This is a genomic window from Psychrobacter sp. H26, assembly GCF_059073035.1.
The window spans coordinates 1,535,781-1,555,363 of record NZ_JCACRW010000001.1 but is presented as its reverse complement, the minus strand read 5'-3'; the positions used below and the strand labels follow the sequence as shown (position 1 = coordinate 1,555,363).

Sequence of the window (19,583 nt, the reverse complement as noted above, 5' to 3'; positions counted from 1 at the left end):
TAACGGTTACTTAGACTCGTACCAGTCGCGACGCAGTTCTTGCCAATGCTCAGCAAGTGTACCGTCTAGTACTAGCTGCTTGGCTGCCTCGATATCTGGGGCTAGGTAGCGGTCTTTATCATAGAATGTCACTTTCTCACGTAGCTTCTGATGTGCCACTGTCAACGGCTCTGACGTCTCGAGTCCTCGATGGAAGTCAATGCCTTGACCAGCAGCTAGCAGCTCAATACCGATGATAGTGGCCGTGTTTTGCGCCATCTCGTATAGGCGGCGTGCACAATATGTTGCCATGGATACATGATCTTCTTGGTTGGCAGAAGTTGGGATACTATCGACGCTGCCTGGATGGGCGATAGATTTGTTTTCCGATGCCAGTGCTGCGGCGGTCACATGCGCAATCATAAAGCCTGAGTTCACCCCAGCGTTATCGACCAAGAATGGCGGTAAGCCACCTGACAGCGTTGCATCAATCAGCAAGGCCACACGGCGCTCAGACATCGAGCCAATCTCAGCGATTGCCAAGGCTAAAATATCCGCGGCAAAAGCGACTGGCTCGGCATGGAAGTTACCACCTGATATGGCGACCGGGCCATCTTCGTTATTAAAGATAAGCGGATTGTCTGTCACCGCATTGGATTCGATGAGTAGCGTTTTTCCTGCTTGGTTGATGATATCAAGGCAAGCACCCATGACCTGCGGCTGACATCGTAAGCAGTAAGGGTCTTGTACGCGATCATCTTGTTCGCCATCGTGCGAGGCACGAATAGCACTGCCTTTGATCAATTGACGATGCGCTTTGGCGATCTCTATCTGACCATGATGACCACGTACTTCATGAATACGGGCATCAAATGGTGAATCTGAGCCTTTGGCAGCATCAATCGATAGCGAGCCGACGATAGTCGCTGTCTCAAGCAAATCCCGTGCTAAGAAATAACCACGTAATGCTAGTGCGGTTGATACTTGCGTACCGTTGATGAGAGCAAGGCCTTCTTTGGCGGCCAATGTGATTGGCTTTAGTCCATGCTGGGCTAGCGCATCAACGGCAAGGACTTTTTTGCCATCGACATAGACGTGACCTTCACCCATCATTGCAAGTGTCATGTGTGATAATGGCGCCAAGTCACCAGATGCACCAACCGATCCTTTGGCGGGAATGTTTGGCGTGATTTGATTGTTGATCAAACCAAGTAAGCTATCAACCACCTCGCGGCGTACACCAGAAACGCCTTGTGCTAGGCTAGCAACCTTCATCACCATAATCAGTCGTACCACACCGTCTGGTAGCGCGTCACCAGTACCTACCGAATGAGAAATGATCAGGTTACGCTGTAGCAGCTCAAGCTGGTCATCACTGATACGTGTCTTGGCAAGTAAGCCAAAACCAGTATTGATGCCATAAGCGCTTTTATCACGGGCAATGATCGTGCGCACATCTTCGTGCGAGGCATCAATCGCCTCATAAGCGCTCTCAGGCAAGCTCAATACCACGGGCTGATCATAGATTTCACGTAGCATCTCAAAGCTAAGCTGGCGTGGATGTAGGGTCAATTGTTTGATGTTGCTCATAAGGGTAATCCTAGTTGCATAGTCGTATAGTTAATTATTTTTATGGTGTTAAGGCGGTGCTTATTATCTAATCATTGGCAAATTCAAACCGTAATCTTTCGCGGTTTTAATCGCCAGCTCATAACCTGCATCAGCGTGACGCATAACCCCTGAACCACAGTCATTGACCAGTACTCGTGATAAGCGTTTAGCTGCAGCGTCGGTACCATCTGCGACGATGACCATGCCTGAGTGCTGCGAGTAGCCCATGCCCACGCCGCCGCCATGATGTAGTGATACCCAAGTCGCGCCGCCCGCGACATTGAGCATGCCATTCAATAATGCCCAATCAGATACCGCATCTGAGCCATCTTTCATGCTTTCGGTTTCGCGGTTTGGACTGGCAACAGAACCCGTGTCTAAGTGGTCACGACCAATGACGATAGGGCCTTTTAGCTCACCGTTTTTAACCATTTCATTAAATGCCAAACCTGCTTTGTCACGTTCGCCTAGACCTAACCAGCAGATACGCGCAGGCAAGCCTTGGAACTGAATACGCTCTTTTGCCATATCGAGCCAACGATGGATATGTTGGTTTTCAGGGAACAGCTCTTTGATTTTTTGATCGGTCTTATAGATGTCTTCTGGATCGCCTGAGAGTGCTACCCAGCGGAATGGGCCTTTGCCTTGGCAAAATAGCGGACGAATATACGCAGGGACAAAACCTGGGAAATTAAAGGCATCTTTGACCCCTTCATCAAACGCAACCTGACGGATATTATTACCGTAATCAGTCGCTGGGATATCCATCGCTTGCAGATCCAAAATCGCTTGTACGTGTACGGCACAAGATTGAGCAGCGGCTTTGGTCAATGCGGCGTGTTGCTCTGGATCCTCTTGCGCGGACCTCCATTCCTCTACTGTCCAGCCGCTTGGGAGATAGCCATTAATCAAATCATGCGCTGAGGTTTGATCGGTAACCAAATCTGGCTTCATGCCACCAGCGCCACCTGCTTTGGCACGCTTGACCATCTCAGGCAGGATATCTGCAGCGTTACCAAGTAAGGCGATAGAAACAGCTTCGCCAGCATCGGTATGTTGTTTGATTAACTCATAAGCATGGTCGAGGTTATCTGCTTGCTTATCGACATAACCAGTACGTAGGCGGAAATCGATACTAGACTGCTGACACTCGATGTTCAGTGACGTTGCGCCTGCAAAAGTCGCGGCTAATGGCTGCGCGCCGCCCATACCGCCAAGTCCAGCAGTCAAAATCCAACGACCTGCCCAGCTACCGTCATAATGCTGACGACCCGCTTCCACAAAGGTCTCGTAAGTGCCTTGCACGATGCCTTGCGTGCCGATATAAATCCAGCTACCTGCGGTCATCTGACCATACATAAATAAGTCTTTGCGATCGAGCTCATTGAAATGCTCCCACGTTGCCCAGCGTGGCACAAGATTTGAGTTGGCAATCAACACACGTGGTGCGTTTTCATGCGTCTGAAACACACCTACAGGCTTACCAGACTGTACTAGCAACGTCTCATCATCTTCTAACGCTTTTAGCGACTCTAAGATTTGATCATAGCTTTCCCAATTACGGGCAGCGCGTCCGATACCACCGTAGACGACCAGACTTTTTGGGTTTTCAGCGACATCAGGATGTAGGTTGTTTTGCAACATGCGATAAGGCGCTTCGGTCAGCCAGCTTTTGCAATGTAGTGTGCTACCAGTAGGCGCGGCGATATCACGAGACTCATCACGGCGAGTTAGCTTGTTGTTGGTTCCATTATCGGTAGTCATGGTTGTATCCTTTTAATAACAAATAGGGCAATAGAGTAGTCACAGTCAGTGTTTGACAAGCAGCCTATAAATTCATCGAAATATCGAGTAGCTCAATTAATATTTTAAGTGCTGCTATATATTTGTATATACAAATTATCAAAGATTATTTTTTCATGCAAGGATTTTTTATTTGCCCACTCATTATTTTTGTTATCGATTTATCAAATTGCTTACTGCTCAGGCATTTTGGCTGAGGTTTGCACAGTGGTCTCATGATATTATGCTGTCATTATTGTGAGCAGAATTGACGGTTAAAGACAAACATGACGAAGACAACTCCAGCATATCAACGTATAAAAAATGCCATATTAGACAACATTCATTCTGGTAAGTGGCAGGCAGGTAAGGCGATTTCTACTGAAATGGCATTGGCTGAAGAGTTTGGCGTATCACGGATGACGGTCAATCGCGCGCTCAAAGAGCTGAGTGAGGAGCGGGTATTGGAACGCCGTCAAGGCTCAGGTACGTTTGTCGCGCAGCAGCAGTTTAACCATACCTTTGTAGAAGTGCGTAATATCGCAGAGGACCTCAAATCAGCCAATCGTGACTATGAAGCCAAAGTCGTGAGTAAACGCGCGATGACTGCTGCTATGATCGGTGATAAATTACGTCGCAAATTCGGTATTGATGAAGTAGCGTCGCCTGTTAGTCCAAGCGCTGATACAAATGAGACGGGCAGTAGTATTAGTAGCCTTGGTATAGACAGCTTGGGCGATGCGGCTATTCTTTATGAGGTAAAAATTATCCATTTCGCAGATGGTCAGCCTATACAGTTTGAAGAGCGCTGGGTTGATGCTAAGAGGGCACCAGAGTTCATCGAGCAGGACTTTACAGTCGTCAATACTAGTGATTACCTGGTTGAAAAAATACCGCTAGAGAGCGGCAGCTATACCATCCGTGCCCTTGCCGCGCCAAACGAGGTGGCAGACGCTCTGCAGATTACCCCGCAATCCCCAACCCTAGTACTACGCAGGCAAACTTACTCAGCAGGTCAAGTAGTGACCTTTGTCAAAATGTGGCATGCTGGCGATCGTTATCAGTTCTCAGGTAGGTTATAGTGACTGTCTTACGTATACTCACTGATTTTGTACGTTTGTGCTATCCAAAATGAGCTACTATATCCATAAGTTGTTATTTATTGAGCCGTCATGGCTTCTTATGTAGCCGCAATTGTACATCCATACTTTTGAAAAATAATATTCAAACAGCATTGAAAAATATGCTGAGTAACCTCAAATCGAGCAGCCAAAGCCGAATATTATAGAGCAGCTATCGTACTGTCCTTGTGTATCGGCTTTTTCCTATTTGTTGATATTCACTCTATTCATTCTTATAAGGACGTCTTATGAAACGTCGTACTCTTTTAGCCCTTGCCGCTAGTACTATATTCCTTGCCGCTTGTGGTCAGTCATCTACCAATGAAGCCGATACTACCGCAACTGACAGTGCAGCGACAGGCGGTTCTGATTTGCTGCAACGTATCAATAACGGCGGCACCATCAACGTTGGTACAGAGGGTACGTATCCTCCGTTCACCTATCATGATGAGAGTGGCAAGCTGACAGGCTATGACGTCGAAGTGACGCGTGCCGTTGCGGATAAGCTGGGCGTAGAAGTCGAGTTCAAAGAGACCCAGTGGGATGCCATGCTGGCAGGTTTGGATTCAAAACGCTTTGATATGGTTGCTAACCAAGTCAGCTTAACGACTCCTGAACGTCTGGCTAAATATGATAAGTCTATGGCTTATAGCTGGTCAGGTGCGGTTGCACTAGCACCAACGGATGACAATCGTTACAGCTCTTGGGACAATCTAAAAGGCCTACGTACCGCCCAATCACTGAGCAGTAACTATGGCGAGCTGGCAGAAAAATATGGCGCAGAAATCGTCCCTGTCGATGGTATGGCGCAAGCGATTCAATTGGTTAAGCAAGACCGTGCTGACTTTACGATGAACGACAATCTTGCCGTACTCGATTATCTCAAGAAATTCCCAGACTCTGATCTTGAGATCAAACTGACTGCACCTGCTAGTGAGCAAACAGGCTCAGGTCTAGTACTCATCAAAGGCGATGACGAAGTCGTGGCAAAATTGGATGAAGCAATGGCAGCGCTTGCCGCTGATGGCACCCTCACCAAGCTTAGCGAAGAGTTCTTTGGTGCTGATGTAAGTCAACAAAAATAATGTTAGCGTCTATCACCGCTGTGCTCGCTGAACTACTGGCATTATTGCCATTTATGAGTCCTGATCGGGCGCAGATTGTCATCTCATCGTTTTGGCCAATGCTCAAAGGTGGTATTTATTATTCGATACCACTGGCGTTGATCTCGTTTGCGATTGGTATGGCGATTGCTCTGACGGTTGCTCTGATTCGGATTGTACCGCGTGCTGGTTGGTTTCATGAGATCGTCTATCGCTTGGCGCGTATCTATGTGTCTGCAATTCGCGGTACACCGATGCTGGTGCAGCTATTCATTATCTTTTATGGTCTGCCTAGTGTCGGCGTCAAGCTCGATCCGTTTCCCTCAGCAATTATTGCGTTCTCTCTAAATATTGGCGCATACGCCTCAGAGACAGTACGAGCTTCGATTTTGTCGATTCCAAAGGGGCAGTGGGAAGCAGGTTCAACCGTTGGCTTGACGTACTTGCAAACGTTTCGTCATGTGATCTTACCGCAGGCACTACGCGTGTCGGTGCCACCATTGTCTAATACCTTTATCAGTTTGGTAAAAGATACCTCGCTTGCGTCACTGGTGTTGGTCACTGAGCTGTTTAAACAAGCGCAAATCATTACCGCTCGTAACTACGAGTTTATGCTGGTGTACACAGAAGCGGCGGTTATTTATTGGGGTATCTGTCTATTCTTGACCTTTATCCAGGGTAAGCTTGAAACCCGCCTTGATCGCTACGTGGCAAAATAAGTCATGCGGCAAAACAAATCATGGCTCAATAGATACTCGCAAATATAGACCAGCCCAACAGGAATTTTTATGATCAAAGTCACTAATATCCATAAAACCTTTGGTAGCAATCAGGTGCTCAAAGGCATTGATTTGACTATCAATAAAGGCAAAGTGGTTGTTATATTAGGGCCTTCAGGATCGGGCAAAACCACGTTTTTGCGTTGCCTTAATGCGCTAGAGATTCCTGATAAAGGCGTGATTGCGTTTGATGATGACAGCTTAAGTGTCGACTTTGCGACTAAACCAAACAAAAAAAAGCTGCTAGCGTTACAGCGCAAATCTGGCATGGTCTTTCAGTCTTATAATTTGTTCCCGCATAAGACAGCCATTGAGAATCTCATGCTTGGTCCTACTGTGGTGCAGGGGCAAAGCAAAGCGCAAGCACGTGAGCAGGCATTGGTACTGCTCGATAAGGTGGGGCTATCGGACAAAGCCGATCTCTATCCATTTCAGCTATCCGGTGGTCAACAGCAGCGTATTGGCATCGCCCGTGCGCTGGCGATTGAGCCGTCGTTGCTATTGTTTGATGAGCCAACCTCTGCGCTCGATCCTGAACTGGTACAAGATGTCCTTGAAACCATGAAGCAGCTCGCGTCTGAGGGCTGGACGATGGTCGTGGTGACTCATGAAATTAACTTTGCTCGTGACGTTGCTGATCATGTGGTGTTAATTGAAGGCGGTGTAGTCGTCGAAGAGGGCAGTGCCAAGCAGTTATTTGAAGACTCCAAGCATCCGCGTACGCAGGCATTTTTACAGCGTATTGATCAGAAGTAGAATCGAATCACTCGAACTGTCTACCGGATTTTTAGCGCTTACAGTATTTGTTATTAAGTCAGTTGCTAAAGCAAAAAACGATAAACTAAAAAGCCCCAATCATGTAATCATGGTTGGGGCTTTTTTATCGATATAACCAAAATGTATTTTAGTTAGCACGTATTTTAACGAGTATATGTTTTAAACATTAGGCAATGGCGTTATACCTTTTGCCGTTGTTTTAGCCAGCGAGGTACGCGAGTGGCAGTACCGTTTAGCACCGCGTTCAATAACGCTGCTAGCAAGATAAGTCCGACACCTAGGTACTGAATCCAAGATAAAGACTGCTGCAATAACAATACTGCAAGTGCAATAGCTGTCAATGGCTCAAAAATAGTAAAGACGGAGGCACGCGTGGCAGGCAGTTTTTCTAATGCTTTCATATATAGCCCAAACGGGACTACAGTACCTAATAGGGACAGCCCTAGGACATAACCCCAAGTCATTAAAGGAAGATCTAACAGCTGCCCATAAGTACGATAAGTCTCAGGCAGGAGTAGCAATCCGCCTGCACTAATGACGATAGAGGTAAAAAACACCAAAGGAGCAGGATGCGCGTAATGCATCGCCCGCTTGCCTAATACCCCGTATAAGGAATAGCACATCCCTGCTGCCAAGCCGAGTAAAATACCCCAATTGACTTGTGCTTGTTCACCCAGCATCGTCAAACCAACACCAAATACAGCCATCAGTGCCAGTGCGAGCGATTTGCGCGTGATGGACTCACTCAGTAAGAATTTCGAAAACAGCAGGCTAAACACAGGCGCGGTATACAGCAGCGCCACCGCAGGACCTGCTCCGACATAGATTACGGCAAAAAAATAGCACACTGACATACCAAGCACACCGATCAAGGACTGCATCGCGAGTCCAAGCCATTGCTTGGGTTGTAATTTGATCAGGTCTGGCCATAGTTTTGGTAGCATAGCTAAGATAATAAATGCTGCCGTCACGATGCGTAATATCGTTACTTGCCACCCACTAAAGCCTATTTGATTAAGATAGGTCGAAAATATACCAAGCGTGCCCCAGCAGATTGCTGCGGTAATGATTTGAATAGTGCCTATCCATGATTGATGCGAGTGTTGCATCGTCGCTCCGCTGTCGATGTTTGCCATACTGTTGTCTTCTTACGATCTAAATGACACAAAGTTTTGTCAGATTACCAGTGATTCAAACGCTCTGAGCAATACTGAAATAAGAAAAGACAACCTGATTAAAGGCTGTCTTTTGTTGGTTCTCTCAGTTTATCACTAAAAGATAGTCAGTCGCTACTAGGGCAGTGTCTTCAATTTAACTATAATCTTCTTATAATAATATTTTGTTAAAATGATGGGCGTCCAGTACGTCATCATTTGAGCTGGAAATCATATGAAATATATAGCGATAGGTATCTTAGTCGTTCTAATGTCTTTTTGCACCGTCATATATTTTATGTTTCATCCAAAATCTGTTGCACATTATTGTGTTGATAGCACCTGTATTGACATTGTGATACAGAATAAAATAGGCGTAGGCGGCGGCAGTGACTATGTAACGATTTATAGAAGTAGAAAGTTTAGCAGACTCTTTCTCAGTACTGGCGATTATGCGCAGTTTCAACTTGAGACGTTGGTGCTCATCTCTCGTTATACGGTCGATAACAAAATTGTGATTTCAGGCGGTTTACCTACTAAAGTACAAGGGGATCTCAGCGATATTTTGATATTTGAGGATTTCACTGTCTATAGAGAGGCTGATATTAACGAAGTAGATTCATTTGATTTTGTGCGAAAAACGGTAGAGCCATTTAGCTTGATAACTTAATGATTAATAACAATCGTACGAGTTTAAGGTTATCGATAGATGAAACTATACAAAATGTGTGAAATAAATAAAGACTTTTATTCCAACTCAATTCAAAGAGTTGTCTGACCTATCTGGTTAGATCAAATACTAGTCGTTCAGGTGAAAGAGATAAGGGGTTTTATTATGCAGTTTACTTATCCTGGATACTATACAGGCTACTGGGCATTGACATTACGTTTTGATGTCAGTCATAACATTCATGAGATCTACTCAAACCATATAATTGAGTTACTTACGTACTTAAATGAGTATCAAATTTTTAAAATGACAGGCTATACTTTAAATAGAGAAGAGTTTTATACTGATAACGAGGAGTCATATACTAAAAATTTTTGGTTAAAGCTTATCCAAAAATTAAAAGAGCTAGATATTTACTTTCTAGATTTGTATGGTAAGACAATGGTTTATAAGAATAATAAACCTGTATGGTTAGAACAAGCTGTAGAAGTTGGTTTAGAATTTGGTACTTCAGAGCCAGATATTTATGTCGTTTTTAAATTGAAAAGTGATGATTGGCTTCCTTATTATTTTATCCGAGAGGCTAAGGTGAATAATGATTATGAAATTAATTATTCTCGTTTAGAAAGATGTTTAACTGGTTTTTTCTGTGAAAAATATCAATATGATATAGACCCTACATCTGATTCAGACCTCAAATCAATACAAAAAGGTTTTTCTTTAGATAACCTGTATACAATAGGTTATCCTAATTTAATAATTTATGAAGAAAACGGTAGTTATTTAGAATCTACAGACCCAAAATTTATTAAGTAATAATCATCAGAACTCTTGCAAAAATAGCAGTTCATTGAATTAGACTGGAAAATTTGTAAGGGCTAGCGCTGACTTATGTAAGAGGTTTAGTATTTGTCTGTTAAAAATTAAGGACTATAAAATGCAATTTGAGTCGTTTGTTCGTTGTACTGGAAAATGGTCAACCTCTTACTATATTTATGAAAGTGAGGAGAATATTTTTTATGATAAATATACAAGTCATTTTACTGAAATGCTTAAAAAATTAAGTGATTATAAAATTTTTGAAATTTCAGAGTATGGTTTATACACTGATAAATATATAATTGATTCAAAAAATTCTTATGACCATGATTTTTGGCTAAATATTTTTTTAAAAAAAGAGGATCGTGCCACAATTGAATTGTTTGGAAAAACGATGGTTTATAGGAATAATAAACCAGTTTTCCTTACTGACGCTATGAGGATAACAATAGATTTTGATATATCAGAGGGTTTCTTGTGGACCTGCCTAAAAATAAGTAACGATGACTGGCTACCTTATCATTTTATTGGAACAGCTAAAGTAAATGATGACTATGAAAAAAATGCTTCACGTCTAGAAAAAGCACTATCGCATTTTTTCTTTGAAAAATATAAATACGAAATAGATACTGACGAAGAAACAGATGTTATAGGTACAGTCAAAGGATTTAGGATAGACAATCCTTATGCAACTATCGACCATGAGTTAGTAATTTATGATAAGAGAGGAAGATACATAGATTCTATAGATCCCAAGCTTATTAAATAATAATCATAAGACCTATTACAAAATCATCAATTTATTGAATTGGACTGGAAGATTTACTAGAGTCGATGATGGCTTATATAATATTTCTATTAAGAGAAGGCTGTACATTACTTCCAGCCTTCTCTTTTTCATGAAAAAAATTACTTGAATAAGTATGGAAGTAAATTATTAATAATAATCGGATAAGAAACAACCCTCGGCTCGGGTGGTGGCGCAGTTCGTACTACCTCGTTCACGGGTTTTATCATGTTGGGTGTCGCAAGCTCCACCCAACCTACGGGCTGGTAGCTATGACATTCATTTAAACAGGGTAGCAGACTAATGAGTTATAATAATTACATGATTTCTAGGTTTAAAGACAGTGAAGCTATTGCAAATAGAAAATGGACAAATATTTCTAATTTCATAAGTAATTGTGGTATAGAAAACATTGATGAATACCTTCGTATCGAAGAAAATTTCATAAAATTTTTAAGAATGTTTTATATAACTTTCTCTACAGAATGTAAAGAAACCTATGGTTCTAGCTCTTTAGCTTCTCATATAATTGTTGAAGATAAAAATTATAATAATGAGTTTGATTATTGGGGTTTACACAATGCTGACGAAAGACTAAATATACTCGCTCAGCAGAACATGAATTACATGACTACAGATGACATCGACTTTTTATTGAAATGTTGGATACGTGAGTTGTGTTTGATCTACTTTTTTGAGATATCCTCTGGAAGTTCTATAAAGGCTACAGATGCAGAATTCTGTTTTATTCTCAAGCTACACGAAAATTTCGAAATATCAGAAATACTTGACCCTGTAGACAATGTGCACATCGAGAAATATTCTTGTGAATAGTACGTAGCACTTAGGTACCATCAGAAAGAGCAATTTAAAAGGCTTATTTTTCATACAAAGCGGCATCGAAAGGTTTCTGAGCAGTGCTTGAGCGATGAATATTATCTTGCGCAGATAAAGGTTGAGCTTAAAACGTCTAACAAACAACTTGTCTAAAAGTTTAAACTTTAAAATAAAATAACTCTGGTCACGTACCAGAGTTATTTTTATGGATTTGCCAAATCACCTACTAATAATAACAGGATAAGAAACAACCCTCGGCTCAGGTGGTAGCGCAGTTCGCACTACCTTGGTCACAGGTTTTTCTGTTGCTTTATCCTTGATCCAAAAGTCAACATAGCTGTCTTTACCAAACCATACCGTACCAATATCAGTGACGAAATTTAGCTGATAGTTAGTGATTACTTTGGCATTAAAGGTCATCTTGGTCGGCAGAAACCATAATAAAAACCATGCAAGAAAAGCACAGATTGTAGTCTGTGCTTTTCTTTTACCTCGCTATCATTCGTCACTGACAATGGTAGACATAAAACGCGAACCTTACACCTGCAATAAAAAATTACTTAGCAAACGCTTAGCACCTTCAGTGGCAAAAGATTCAGGGTGAAATTGTACGCCTTGTATTGGATAGTCTTTGTGCGCCAGTCCCATAATCTCATCGCCCGTCAGCGCAGACTCGTCAAAACTCAATGCCGCGCGTTCGTCATTAGCGACGACTGAGGTAATGGTCAGACAATCTGGAATGGTATCTGCTTTTACCACCAGTGAGTGATAGCGCATGATTTCAAGCTCTTGAGGCAATCCTTGATAGATACCTGTACCATCATGACGAATAGAGGATACTTTGCCGTGCATCGGCACACTGGCGCGTATCACATCACCGCCGAATGCATGAGCAATGCCTTGCATACCCAAGCAGACACCTAGTAGGGGGATAGTCTTGCCTAATGTCTCAATAACCTCACTACAGATGCCAAAATACGCCGGATCATCAGGGGAGCCAGGACCAGGTGAGATAATAATTCTATCTAAATTCATGGCTTGTACGTCAGCTAGGGTGATCTCGTTATTACGTTTGACAATGACTTTGGCTTCATTGCTGCTATCCAAAGTTTGTAAAATCTCGCCAACATATTGATAGAGATTAAAGGTAAATGAGTCGTAGTTATCAATAATTAAAACATTCATGGGACATAAACTCTTTGATAAAAATAGGGATAATTATGGTTGCATAAAGCTGTCTAATACGACTTTCATCGCAGACAGTTTGCGCTGAATCTCTAGGTACTCATCGGCTGGATTTGAGTCATAGACGTTGCCACCGCAGGTTTGTGCGTAGGCAGACTCGCCGCTGATAAACAGGCTACGAATCGGAATGGCAAAGATACAGTCACCATTGAAATTGAAAGAGCCGAGCGCGCCACCATAAGCACCGCGCCCATCTGGCTCTAGCTCATTGATGACTTTGATGGCTTCTACCTTAGGTGCGCCTGATAGTGTGCCCGCAGGGAAGTTGCTGGCAAGGGCGCTAAACATATCTTCGTCAGGATGCAAGATACCAACGATCTCAGAAGAGATATGCTGTACGTGCGAGAAGCGTTTGATATCCATGAGACTACGGACTTTTACCGTACCAAATCGCGCCACACGGCCGATATCATTGCGGTGCAAGTCGACCAGCATGTTGTGCTCGGCAATTTCTTTGTCATCGTTGAGTAGGGCGCGGGCAAGCTTACGGTCTTCTATTACATCGACGCCGCGCTTAGCCGTCCCTGCTAGTGGGTAAGTCTCCATCTCGCCTTGACGCAAGCGGAACAGCAGCTCAGGCGACGCGCCAATGATGCACTGCTGCGCAAATTTCATAAAATACATGTGCGGTGATGGATTGACCGCACGCAGTTTTTCGTAGATAGGCATCTTGTCACCAGCGATACGATATTTGGATTTGAACCCAACTTCACACTGAAAGATACGGCCAGAGATGATGTCTTCTTTGACTTGCATGACGACGTTGGCATGTTCTTCTTGGCTCATACCATCGCCCAAGAACTCAACGGTAGGCGCTTCATAATTTGGAATCGGGTCATTAAGTAGCGCTTTGATCTGTTCGATACGGTTGTTTTGCTGCGCAGTTGGATAGTAAAAGTAGAAAATCTCGCCTGTCATCTTATCAAGCGTCAATCCATCTAGATACACACCAAACTTAAACGGCTCAAAGTCTTCACTGGCTTTTGCCGTCAGGCTTGGCTCAAAAAAGTTCACACAGTCATAACCCAAATAACCGACAAGTCCGCCGCTTTGATCACGGGCGATGACATGTTGCGGCGTGATGGCGCGTAGTAGCTCATAAGGATTGTCAGTTTGATACTTGGTGGTGGTCGCCGTTTTATTATCAGTGATAGCAAGTGTATGGCGGTCTAACGCTGCGATGGTAGTTACAGGGTCAAAGCCGATCGCATGATGGCGCGAAATATGGCTGTCTTCACCCAACGATTCGAGAAAATAACAGGTATCAAACGCGCTCTCGATACGTTTAAATAACGCAAAAAAGTCAATATCCTGTGTGAGCTTAATGCGCTGTGGTTTGCTAGGGATATCGATAGGTGCAGGCTGGGTCTGTGCAGGTGTACTAGAAGTCATAACAAAGTCCGAAATTCATCAAATAGGTGTCGATTAGGCAATTAATAAAGTAGTTATTAAGAAGGTAATTAGTAAAAGAGTAGCAAATGCGCTATATAGTGGTTTAAGAGCGCGCTCTATGAGTAGCAAGTAACGCGCTTACATCATGGCTTTGCATGGCTCTAGCACCGCGAGAGACCGTGGCAATACCAACGCCCAGTTGCTCAGAGATATCACGTTGTGTAACGCCTTGCTCGAGCAAGTCAAAAATACGAATACGATTGGCAATATCGTGTTGCTCTTTATTTGTCAGTAGCGCACTCAACAGCTTATCGATGTCTCCGCTATCAGTACAGTTTGTCAAATGGGTTAGTAAGCTCTGATAAGGATCGGTAGTCATAGTAGTCATCTTAAAAAAAGGAGACAGCGCACTCGTCAAGCAGCTATTCTGCAAAGAACTGCCTTGTTTCAGTATTCTAGTACAGTAGTACAAGAAAAACAAGTGCTAGGTAACTTGCTATCATATCATCGATATAATCTGTCATTCATCAATACAGTCTGGAGCTGTTCTTCGTTGTCATATGTCATCAGAACCAAGCAATTAAGGCTGAACAATTAAAGCCAAGTGAGCATGAGTGAGCATAGAATTGAATAGTGAATCGAGCTATTGAACAGCTATGCCATCTGGTATAGACATCTCTCACCGTAAATTTATCATCACCCAAAAATATTCATATAAATTCTGCATATTAATTATTGCCAAATTGTTAATACTTCGTTATTATGCCCCACATAATTAAATGCTAATCATTATCATTAACATTAATGATGTTATTCGCATATTAGCTTAGATATGTGCAAATTTGTGTGGCTCAAAGAGCAGTTTTATAAAAAACCGTTTATCGACGGCTTAAAAATTCTAATAGTAAATAAAGTGAGTGTGTTATGCGTGAAGTAAGGTTATCTAGCCCATTGACTGTGCTATCTGTAGGCGTGGCAGCGGTATTGTGGACACAAGCGGTTAGCGCTGCTACGGCAGATGATATGCCAAATACCACACTACAGACTATTACGGTTACGGCCAATAGCTCGGTACGCGATAGTGTGCAAGAGGACTCTGTCTATATAGATGACTATACCCCAGCTGCTCAAGCAAGCCATTTGAGTGATTTTTTAGATGTGGTACCAGGAGTAGATGTAGGCGGAACCTCATCAGTCAATCAGCGCATACGTGTGCGTGGTCTTGATGATACCAATCTGAAAGTCACTATCGATGGCGCCCGTCAAGAGGGTGCGCTGTTCTATCATATGGGCGATGTCACTATCGATCCAGACTTGCTCAAGCAAGCAGAAGTGTCAGTGGGTAATAACTCAGTAACGCTTGGCAACGATGCCATCGGTGGCGCGGTTGCTTTTGAAACCGTCGATGCAGCAGATCTACTCAAGCCTGGTCAAACAGTAGGCGCCAAAATCCACGCAGGATATGGCAGCAATAACGATGAGCTGTTGACCTCAGCGACCGTTTATGGCGCCCCAACAGAAAACATCGACTTACTTGCTTATTATGGCAAGCGTGATGCCAATGCTGGCGAAGATGGTAGTGGCCGCAAAATCCAAACCGAAGACAGTGAAGGCGAAAACATCCTTCTAAAAGCGGGCGCATATGTTGGTCAAGATCATCATGTGGGCGCAAGCTTTAGCCGTACCGAAAACAAAGGGCTATTTCCATTGCGTCCAGATTTCCCTGCTGGCGGTTGGAACCCAATCCTGCCGCAAGAAGTAAAACGCGACACTTATGCGCTGGATCATACTTATAATCCTGCCAATCAATTGGTTGATATAGACACTAATGTCTATCAGACCAGTACGCAGATCTTGCGTAACTCTGACGGCGAGCCTGGGTTCGAGTTTGATGCAGAGGTCAAAACCACTGGCGGAAAAGTACAAAACACCAGTATTGTTGATAGCAGCATCATTGATGGTATCAAAGGCACTCATAAGCTAATCGCAGGTGTTGAGCATTACAAAAAAGAATCTGAGATGTCACGAGACTTTGCGGATGCTAGTACCGATGAAGCAACCAACACATCGGTATACTTAGAAGACCAATGGCAAATGGGTAAGCTTAGCTTAACGCCAGGCGTCCGTTACGACCGCTACGAGTCTCCTGAGTTTGTATCGGCAGGCAAGACTTATGACAATGTCGTTGGCGCGCTAGCGGCCAGTTATGAGATTGCACCGCGCACTCAGCTATTTGCAAGCTATACCCAGTTATTTAACGGTCCAGATCTGAGCCAAACGATCTTCAATACTGATGGTGCTGGCACCTATGTCAATGATGATCTAAAAGCAGAAGAGGGCGACAATGCTGAAATTGGTATCGCAACGACTTTGCGTGGTCTGACGACAGCTAATGATTCGTTGAAGTTAAGCGGTAAGTACTTTGAAACCAATATCGAAAACTACATCGAGTTTGTACGTGCTGGCGGTAGCAGAACTGGTCTGAACTGTACGACGGGACAGTTGGGTACGAGCGCTGCTCCTGAGCTGTGTCAAGGCGTTATCAATAATGACGAAGATTTCAAAATCAAAGGCGTGGAGCTGTCAGCGGATTATAGAGTAGATAACTTCAATATGGGTCTAAGCTATGCGCGTGCACGCAGCGAGGGTGAGGATACTGGTTATAACATCGCTTCAGTGAGCGGTAGTGGCTCTGAGTCTGGTGACAAGTACATGGTCAACTTGGGCTATGCACCCACTGAGACTACTGAGCTTGGCTGGCGCAGCACTTACGTCGCCTCAGTGACGCCGGACACCGCGGGCGATGACAACGAAAAACCAAACTATGACGTGCATGATATCTTTATGAGCTACACACCAACTCAAGTTGAAGGCTTAAAAGCCACGCTTGGGGTATACAATATCTTTGATGAGACCTATGCCAGCCACGCATCACGTAACTCTATAGATGATGACTATACTGACTTTGAGATGGGACGCAACATCAAAACCTCATTAACGTATCAGTTCTAATCTCACTTATCTGGTTTAATTTAATATAAATCTAATCGCATCAATAAAGTCAGCTGTCTATATATGAGAGCTGACTTTTTATTGTGGTTAGCTTTTAAATTATCACAACAGCGATGACGTATTTGCTAATAAACACTCACTGATAAGTGCTTACTGACAAATGCTCATTGATAAGCACTTATTGATAAGCACCTACTAAAATATTATATGAATAAAGAACCAAGACCCATGACTTCACTCAATCCGCGCCAAGTCTGTTTATGGATTCACCGTTATACTGGGCTTGCTATGGCAGCCTTTTTGATCATTGCCAGCATCACTGGGACATTACTGGCGTTTCATCATGAGCTTGACGATGTATTCAATCGCAAGCTGGTCAATATTGACACCCAAAAGTCACCGCTTATGTCTATCGCAGCGCTGCATAACAAGGTTGTAGCGAGCTACCCCGCACAAAAATTCTCCAGTATGCCCACATCTATAGAGCCTGATAAGGCGGTTGTGTTTTCGGTCGATAGGAGCCGAGGCAAAGGCGGTAATAAACTAAAACCAGCATTCCAAGAAGTATATATCAATCCCTATACCAGCGATATCATTGGCACACGTGACAAAGACGCGTGGGCATGGAACAACACCATGTGGAAGGTGTTTTGGTTACACCGCGACTTACTGCTTGGTGATATTGGCAAATGGGTGCTAGGTGTTGTCTCATTGGTCTGGACGATTAACTGCTTTATTGGCTTTTATCTGACCTTTCCACGAGCCATCAAACCATCTAAAAACAAGCCGCCTTCCAACAAAAAACGGGCGTCATTCTTTAAGCGTTGGCTACCTGCTTGGAAGATTCGTCGCAAGACCAATACCTTTAAGCTCAATTATGATTTGCACCATGCGTTTGGGTTATGGCTTTGGGTCATGTTGTTCGTCATTGCATGGTCGAGCGTCGGCTTTAATCTAAAATCCGTCTATCAACCAGTGATGCAAGCCGTGGTCGGGCTAACGCCAAGAGAGGGGCGACCTGCCAAATCTGAGCCGAATAAATCAGCAGGGCAGCAGGGTAGAGCAGAGAGAGCGGAAAATTCGAATACCCCTGTCAGCAATAGTACAAATGACGCGCATATAAGCACGCAAGTTGTCGGCAAGTCCAATAGCATTGCCTATCTAAGCACGCAAGCCGAGATTGCTGCTAAGCAGAACGGCGTATTGGTACAGCGACTATTAGGTATCCGCTGGGTTGAAGAAGACAAACAATGGCAGATGCGCTTTAAAACAAATAAAGATATTGGTGAAAAAGGTGGGGCGTCATCTATCACGGTTGATGCGGCGACAGGCAGGGTTGAGCGCGTCAATTTTGGGTATCAAACTACTTTTGGCACTAAGGCAGACCAATGGTTATCTACCCTGCATATGGGTCATATCGGTCAAGGCTGGGGACATAGACTGTACCAAGTATTCTTGGCGATGATTGGACTGGCCGTTGCAGTACTGTCAGGGACAGGCGTCTATCTGTGGTGGAAAGGTAGACAACAGCGTTTAAAGGCATTGCAAAAAAGTAGATAGTGGTTATCACTGAGATATGTCAGTACGTTTGATAGGCTAAATATAATGCCGATATAGATGTAGCGGTATGCGTACTGACAGGGTAACGAGCCGTCTGATTACTGAGCAATCAACTACTAGTCTCTAAACAATCAACTACCAGTCTCTAAACTGTATCGACAATTACGGGACGACCTTGATGGCTTAGAACCGTAACATCGACGTTGTACAGATCTTTCATTGTCTCTTGGGTGATAACCTCAGCAGGACAACCTATAGCAGTCACTTGACCTGATTTCATCGTCACCACCGTATCGGCAAACTGCGCTGCTTGGTTGATATCATGCAGGACGATCACCACGGTTTTTTGCTGAGAATGACTAAGTGTGCGCAGCTCACGCATGAGGCGACCAGCGTGATACATATCTAGGTTGTTGAGTGGTTCATCAAGTAGCAAATAGGGTGTGTCTTGACAGACAATCATGGCAATCAGCACGCGCTGCCGCTGTCCACCTGATAGCGTTGACAAAAAACGCTCGGCAAGGGGCTCAAGCTCAAAGCGTTCGAGGATCTCTTGGACTTTTTGCACATCGTCTGCGGTTGGTTGTCCTTGATGATAAGGGTAACGACCAAACATCAACAGCTCGTGTACGCGCAGGCGTCCTTGTACTTGATTGTCTTGTCCGAGCATGGCGACGGTCTTGGCAAGCGTGCGCGCCTGACAGCTGGCAATATCATGCTCGCCAAAGCTTACTTGACCAGACTGTAGTGGTTGCAGGCGTGCCATCACCGAAAACAACGTTGATTTGCCCGCACCGTTAGGGCCAATCAACGCAATGACCTGCGCAGTAGGTAAGGACAGTGTGATGTCATGTAGGATTTGCTGCTTACCAATATGGTGAGAGATGTTATTTAGTCGAATCATAATGCGTCTTATCTCAAAAAGGTCTTGTATGAGCTTTAAATAATAATGCTG

At 43.9% G+C, this 19,583-nt stretch carries 18 protein-coding genes; 10 read left to right on the top strand and 8 right to left on the bottom strand.

Annotated features, from left to right (window positions below; translation table 11 throughout):
• Nucleotides 1-6: 6 nt before the first annotated feature.
• Nucleotides 7-1,569: a histidine ammonia-lyase gene (gene hutH, locus AC5JPT_RS06365; RefSeq protein ID WP_493857510.1), complete on the bottom strand. Its 1,563-nt coding sequence runs from the start codon at nt 1,567-1,569 to the stop codon at nt 7-9.
• Nucleotides 1,570-1,632: 63 nt separating this feature from the next.
• On the bottom strand, nt 1,633-3,354 hold the full coding sequence (gene hutU, locus AC5JPT_RS06360; protein ID WP_493857509.1) for a urocanate hydratase: 1,722 nt from the start codon (nt 3,352-3,354) through the stop codon (nt 1,633-1,635).
• Nucleotides 3,355-3,659: 305 nt separating this feature from the next.
• Between hutU and AC5JPT_RS06355 the strand changes: the two genes are divergently transcribed.
• The 4 genes from AC5JPT_RS06355 (at nt 3,660) to AC5JPT_RS06340 (ending at nt 7,131) form a co-directional block, all read left to right on the top strand.
• A complete protein-coding gene (locus AC5JPT_RS06355) occupies nt 3,660-4,454 on the top strand; it encodes a UTRA domain-containing protein (protein ID WP_493857508.1) in 795 nt (264 codons plus the stop codon).
• Between the two features lie 287 nt (nt 4,455-4,741).
• Nucleotides 4,742-5,578: an amino acid ABC transporter substrate-binding protein gene (locus tag AC5JPT_RS06350; protein WP_319051307.1), complete on the top strand. Its 837-nt coding sequence runs from the start codon at nt 4,742-4,744 to the stop codon at nt 5,576-5,578.
• Nucleotides 5,578-6,315 (top strand): amino acid ABC transporter permease, encoded by a 738-nt coding sequence (locus AC5JPT_RS06345; protein ID WP_319051306.1) that lies wholly within the window; start codon nt 5,578-5,580, stop codon nt 6,313-6,315. Before AC5JPT_RS06350 ends, AC5JPT_RS06345 begins: the two co-directional genes overlap by 1 nt.
• Before the next feature lie 69 nt (nt 6,316-6,384).
• A complete protein-coding gene (locus tag AC5JPT_RS06340; RefSeq protein WP_493857507.1) occupies nt 6,385-7,131 on the top strand; it encodes an amino acid ABC transporter ATP-binding protein in 747 nt (248 codons plus the stop codon).
• Between the two features lie 200 nt (nt 7,132-7,331).
• Here AC5JPT_RS06340 and AC5JPT_RS06335 read toward each other — a convergent pair whose 3' ends face one another.
• Nucleotides 7,332-8,288, bottom strand: coding sequence for a DMT family transporter (locus AC5JPT_RS06335; protein WP_493857506.1), 957 nt, complete (start codon nt 8,286-8,288; stop codon nt 7,332-7,334).
• A gap of 253 nt (nt 8,289-8,541) precedes the next feature.
• Between AC5JPT_RS06335 and AC5JPT_RS06330 the strand changes: the two genes are divergently transcribed.
• The 4 genes from AC5JPT_RS06330 (at nt 8,542) to AC5JPT_RS06315 (ending at nt 11,416) form a co-directional block, all read left to right on the top strand.
• Nucleotides 8,542-8,976, top strand: a complete 435-nt coding sequence (locus AC5JPT_RS06330; RefSeq protein WP_493857505.1) for a hypothetical protein — start codon at nt 8,542-8,544, stop codon at nt 8,974-8,976.
• A gap of 165 nt (nt 8,977-9,141) precedes the next feature.
• Nucleotides 9,142-9,792: a hypothetical protein gene (locus AC5JPT_RS06325; RefSeq protein ID WP_493857504.1), complete on the top strand. Its 651-nt coding sequence runs from the start codon at nt 9,142-9,144 to the stop codon at nt 9,790-9,792.
• A gap of 121 nt (nt 9,793-9,913) precedes the next feature.
• Nucleotides 9,914-10,564 (top strand): hypothetical protein, encoded by a 651-nt coding sequence (locus AC5JPT_RS06320; protein ID WP_493857503.1) that lies wholly within the window; start codon nt 9,914-9,916, stop codon nt 10,562-10,564.
• A 321-nt stretch (nt 10,565-10,885) separates the two neighbouring features.
• Entirely contained in the window at nt 10,886-11,416 is a 531-nt protein-coding gene (locus AC5JPT_RS06315; RefSeq protein WP_493857502.1) for a hypothetical protein, read from the top strand.
• Nucleotides 11,417-11,638: 222 nt separating this feature from the next.
• On the opposite strand, the gene AC5JPT_RS06310 is transcribed toward AC5JPT_RS06315, so the two are convergent.
• The 4 genes from AC5JPT_RS06310 to AC5JPT_RS06295 form a co-directional block, all read right to left on the bottom strand.
• Nucleotides 11,639-11,839: a hypothetical protein gene (locus AC5JPT_RS06310; protein WP_493857501.1), complete on the bottom strand. Its 201-nt coding sequence runs from the start codon at nt 11,837-11,839 to the stop codon at nt 11,639-11,641.
• Between the two features lie 117 nt (nt 11,840-11,956).
• Nucleotides 11,957-12,604 (bottom strand): anthranilate synthase component II, encoded by a 648-nt coding sequence (locus AC5JPT_RS06305; RefSeq protein ID WP_493857500.1) that lies wholly within the window; start codon nt 12,602-12,604, stop codon nt 11,957-11,959.
• A 33-nt stretch (nt 12,605-12,637) separates the two neighbouring features.
• A complete protein-coding gene (locus tag AC5JPT_RS06300; protein ID WP_493857499.1) occupies nt 12,638-14,056 on the bottom strand; it encodes an anthranilate synthase component I family protein in 1,419 nt (472 codons plus the stop codon).
• A 103-nt stretch (nt 14,057-14,159) separates the two neighbouring features.
• Nucleotides 14,160-14,435 carry a Trp family transcriptional regulator gene (locus tag AC5JPT_RS06295; RefSeq protein ID WP_493857498.1) on the bottom strand — a complete coding sequence of 92 codons (276 nt, stop codon included), beginning with the start codon at nt 14,433-14,435 and terminating at the stop codon, nt 14,160-14,162.
• A gap of 545 nt (nt 14,436-14,980) precedes the next feature.
• Here AC5JPT_RS06295 and AC5JPT_RS06290 point away from each other — a divergent pair.
• Both AC5JPT_RS06290 and AC5JPT_RS06285 read left to right on the top strand, forming a co-directional pair.
• The gene (locus AC5JPT_RS06290) at nt 14,981-17,068 is read left to right on the top strand and encodes a TonB-dependent receptor domain-containing protein (protein WP_493857497.1); all 2,088 of its coding nucleotides are present in this window, start codon (nt 14,981-14,983) and stop codon (nt 17,066-17,068) included.
• 228 nt (nt 17,069-17,296) lie between these two features.
• Nucleotides 17,297-18,628: a PepSY-associated TM helix domain-containing protein gene (locus AC5JPT_RS06285; RefSeq protein ID WP_493857496.1), complete on the top strand. Its 1,332-nt coding sequence runs from the start codon at nt 17,297-17,299 to the stop codon at nt 18,626-18,628.
• 145 nt (nt 18,629-18,773) lie between these two features.
• Here the strand turns inward: AC5JPT_RS06285 and AC5JPT_RS06280 are convergent, their stop codons facing one another.
• On the bottom strand, nt 18,774-19,532 hold the full coding sequence (locus AC5JPT_RS06280) for an iron ABC transporter ATP-binding protein (RefSeq protein WP_493857495.1): 759 nt from the start codon (nt 19,530-19,532) through the stop codon (nt 18,774-18,776).
• Between the last annotated feature and the right edge of the window lie 51 nt (nt 19,533-19,583).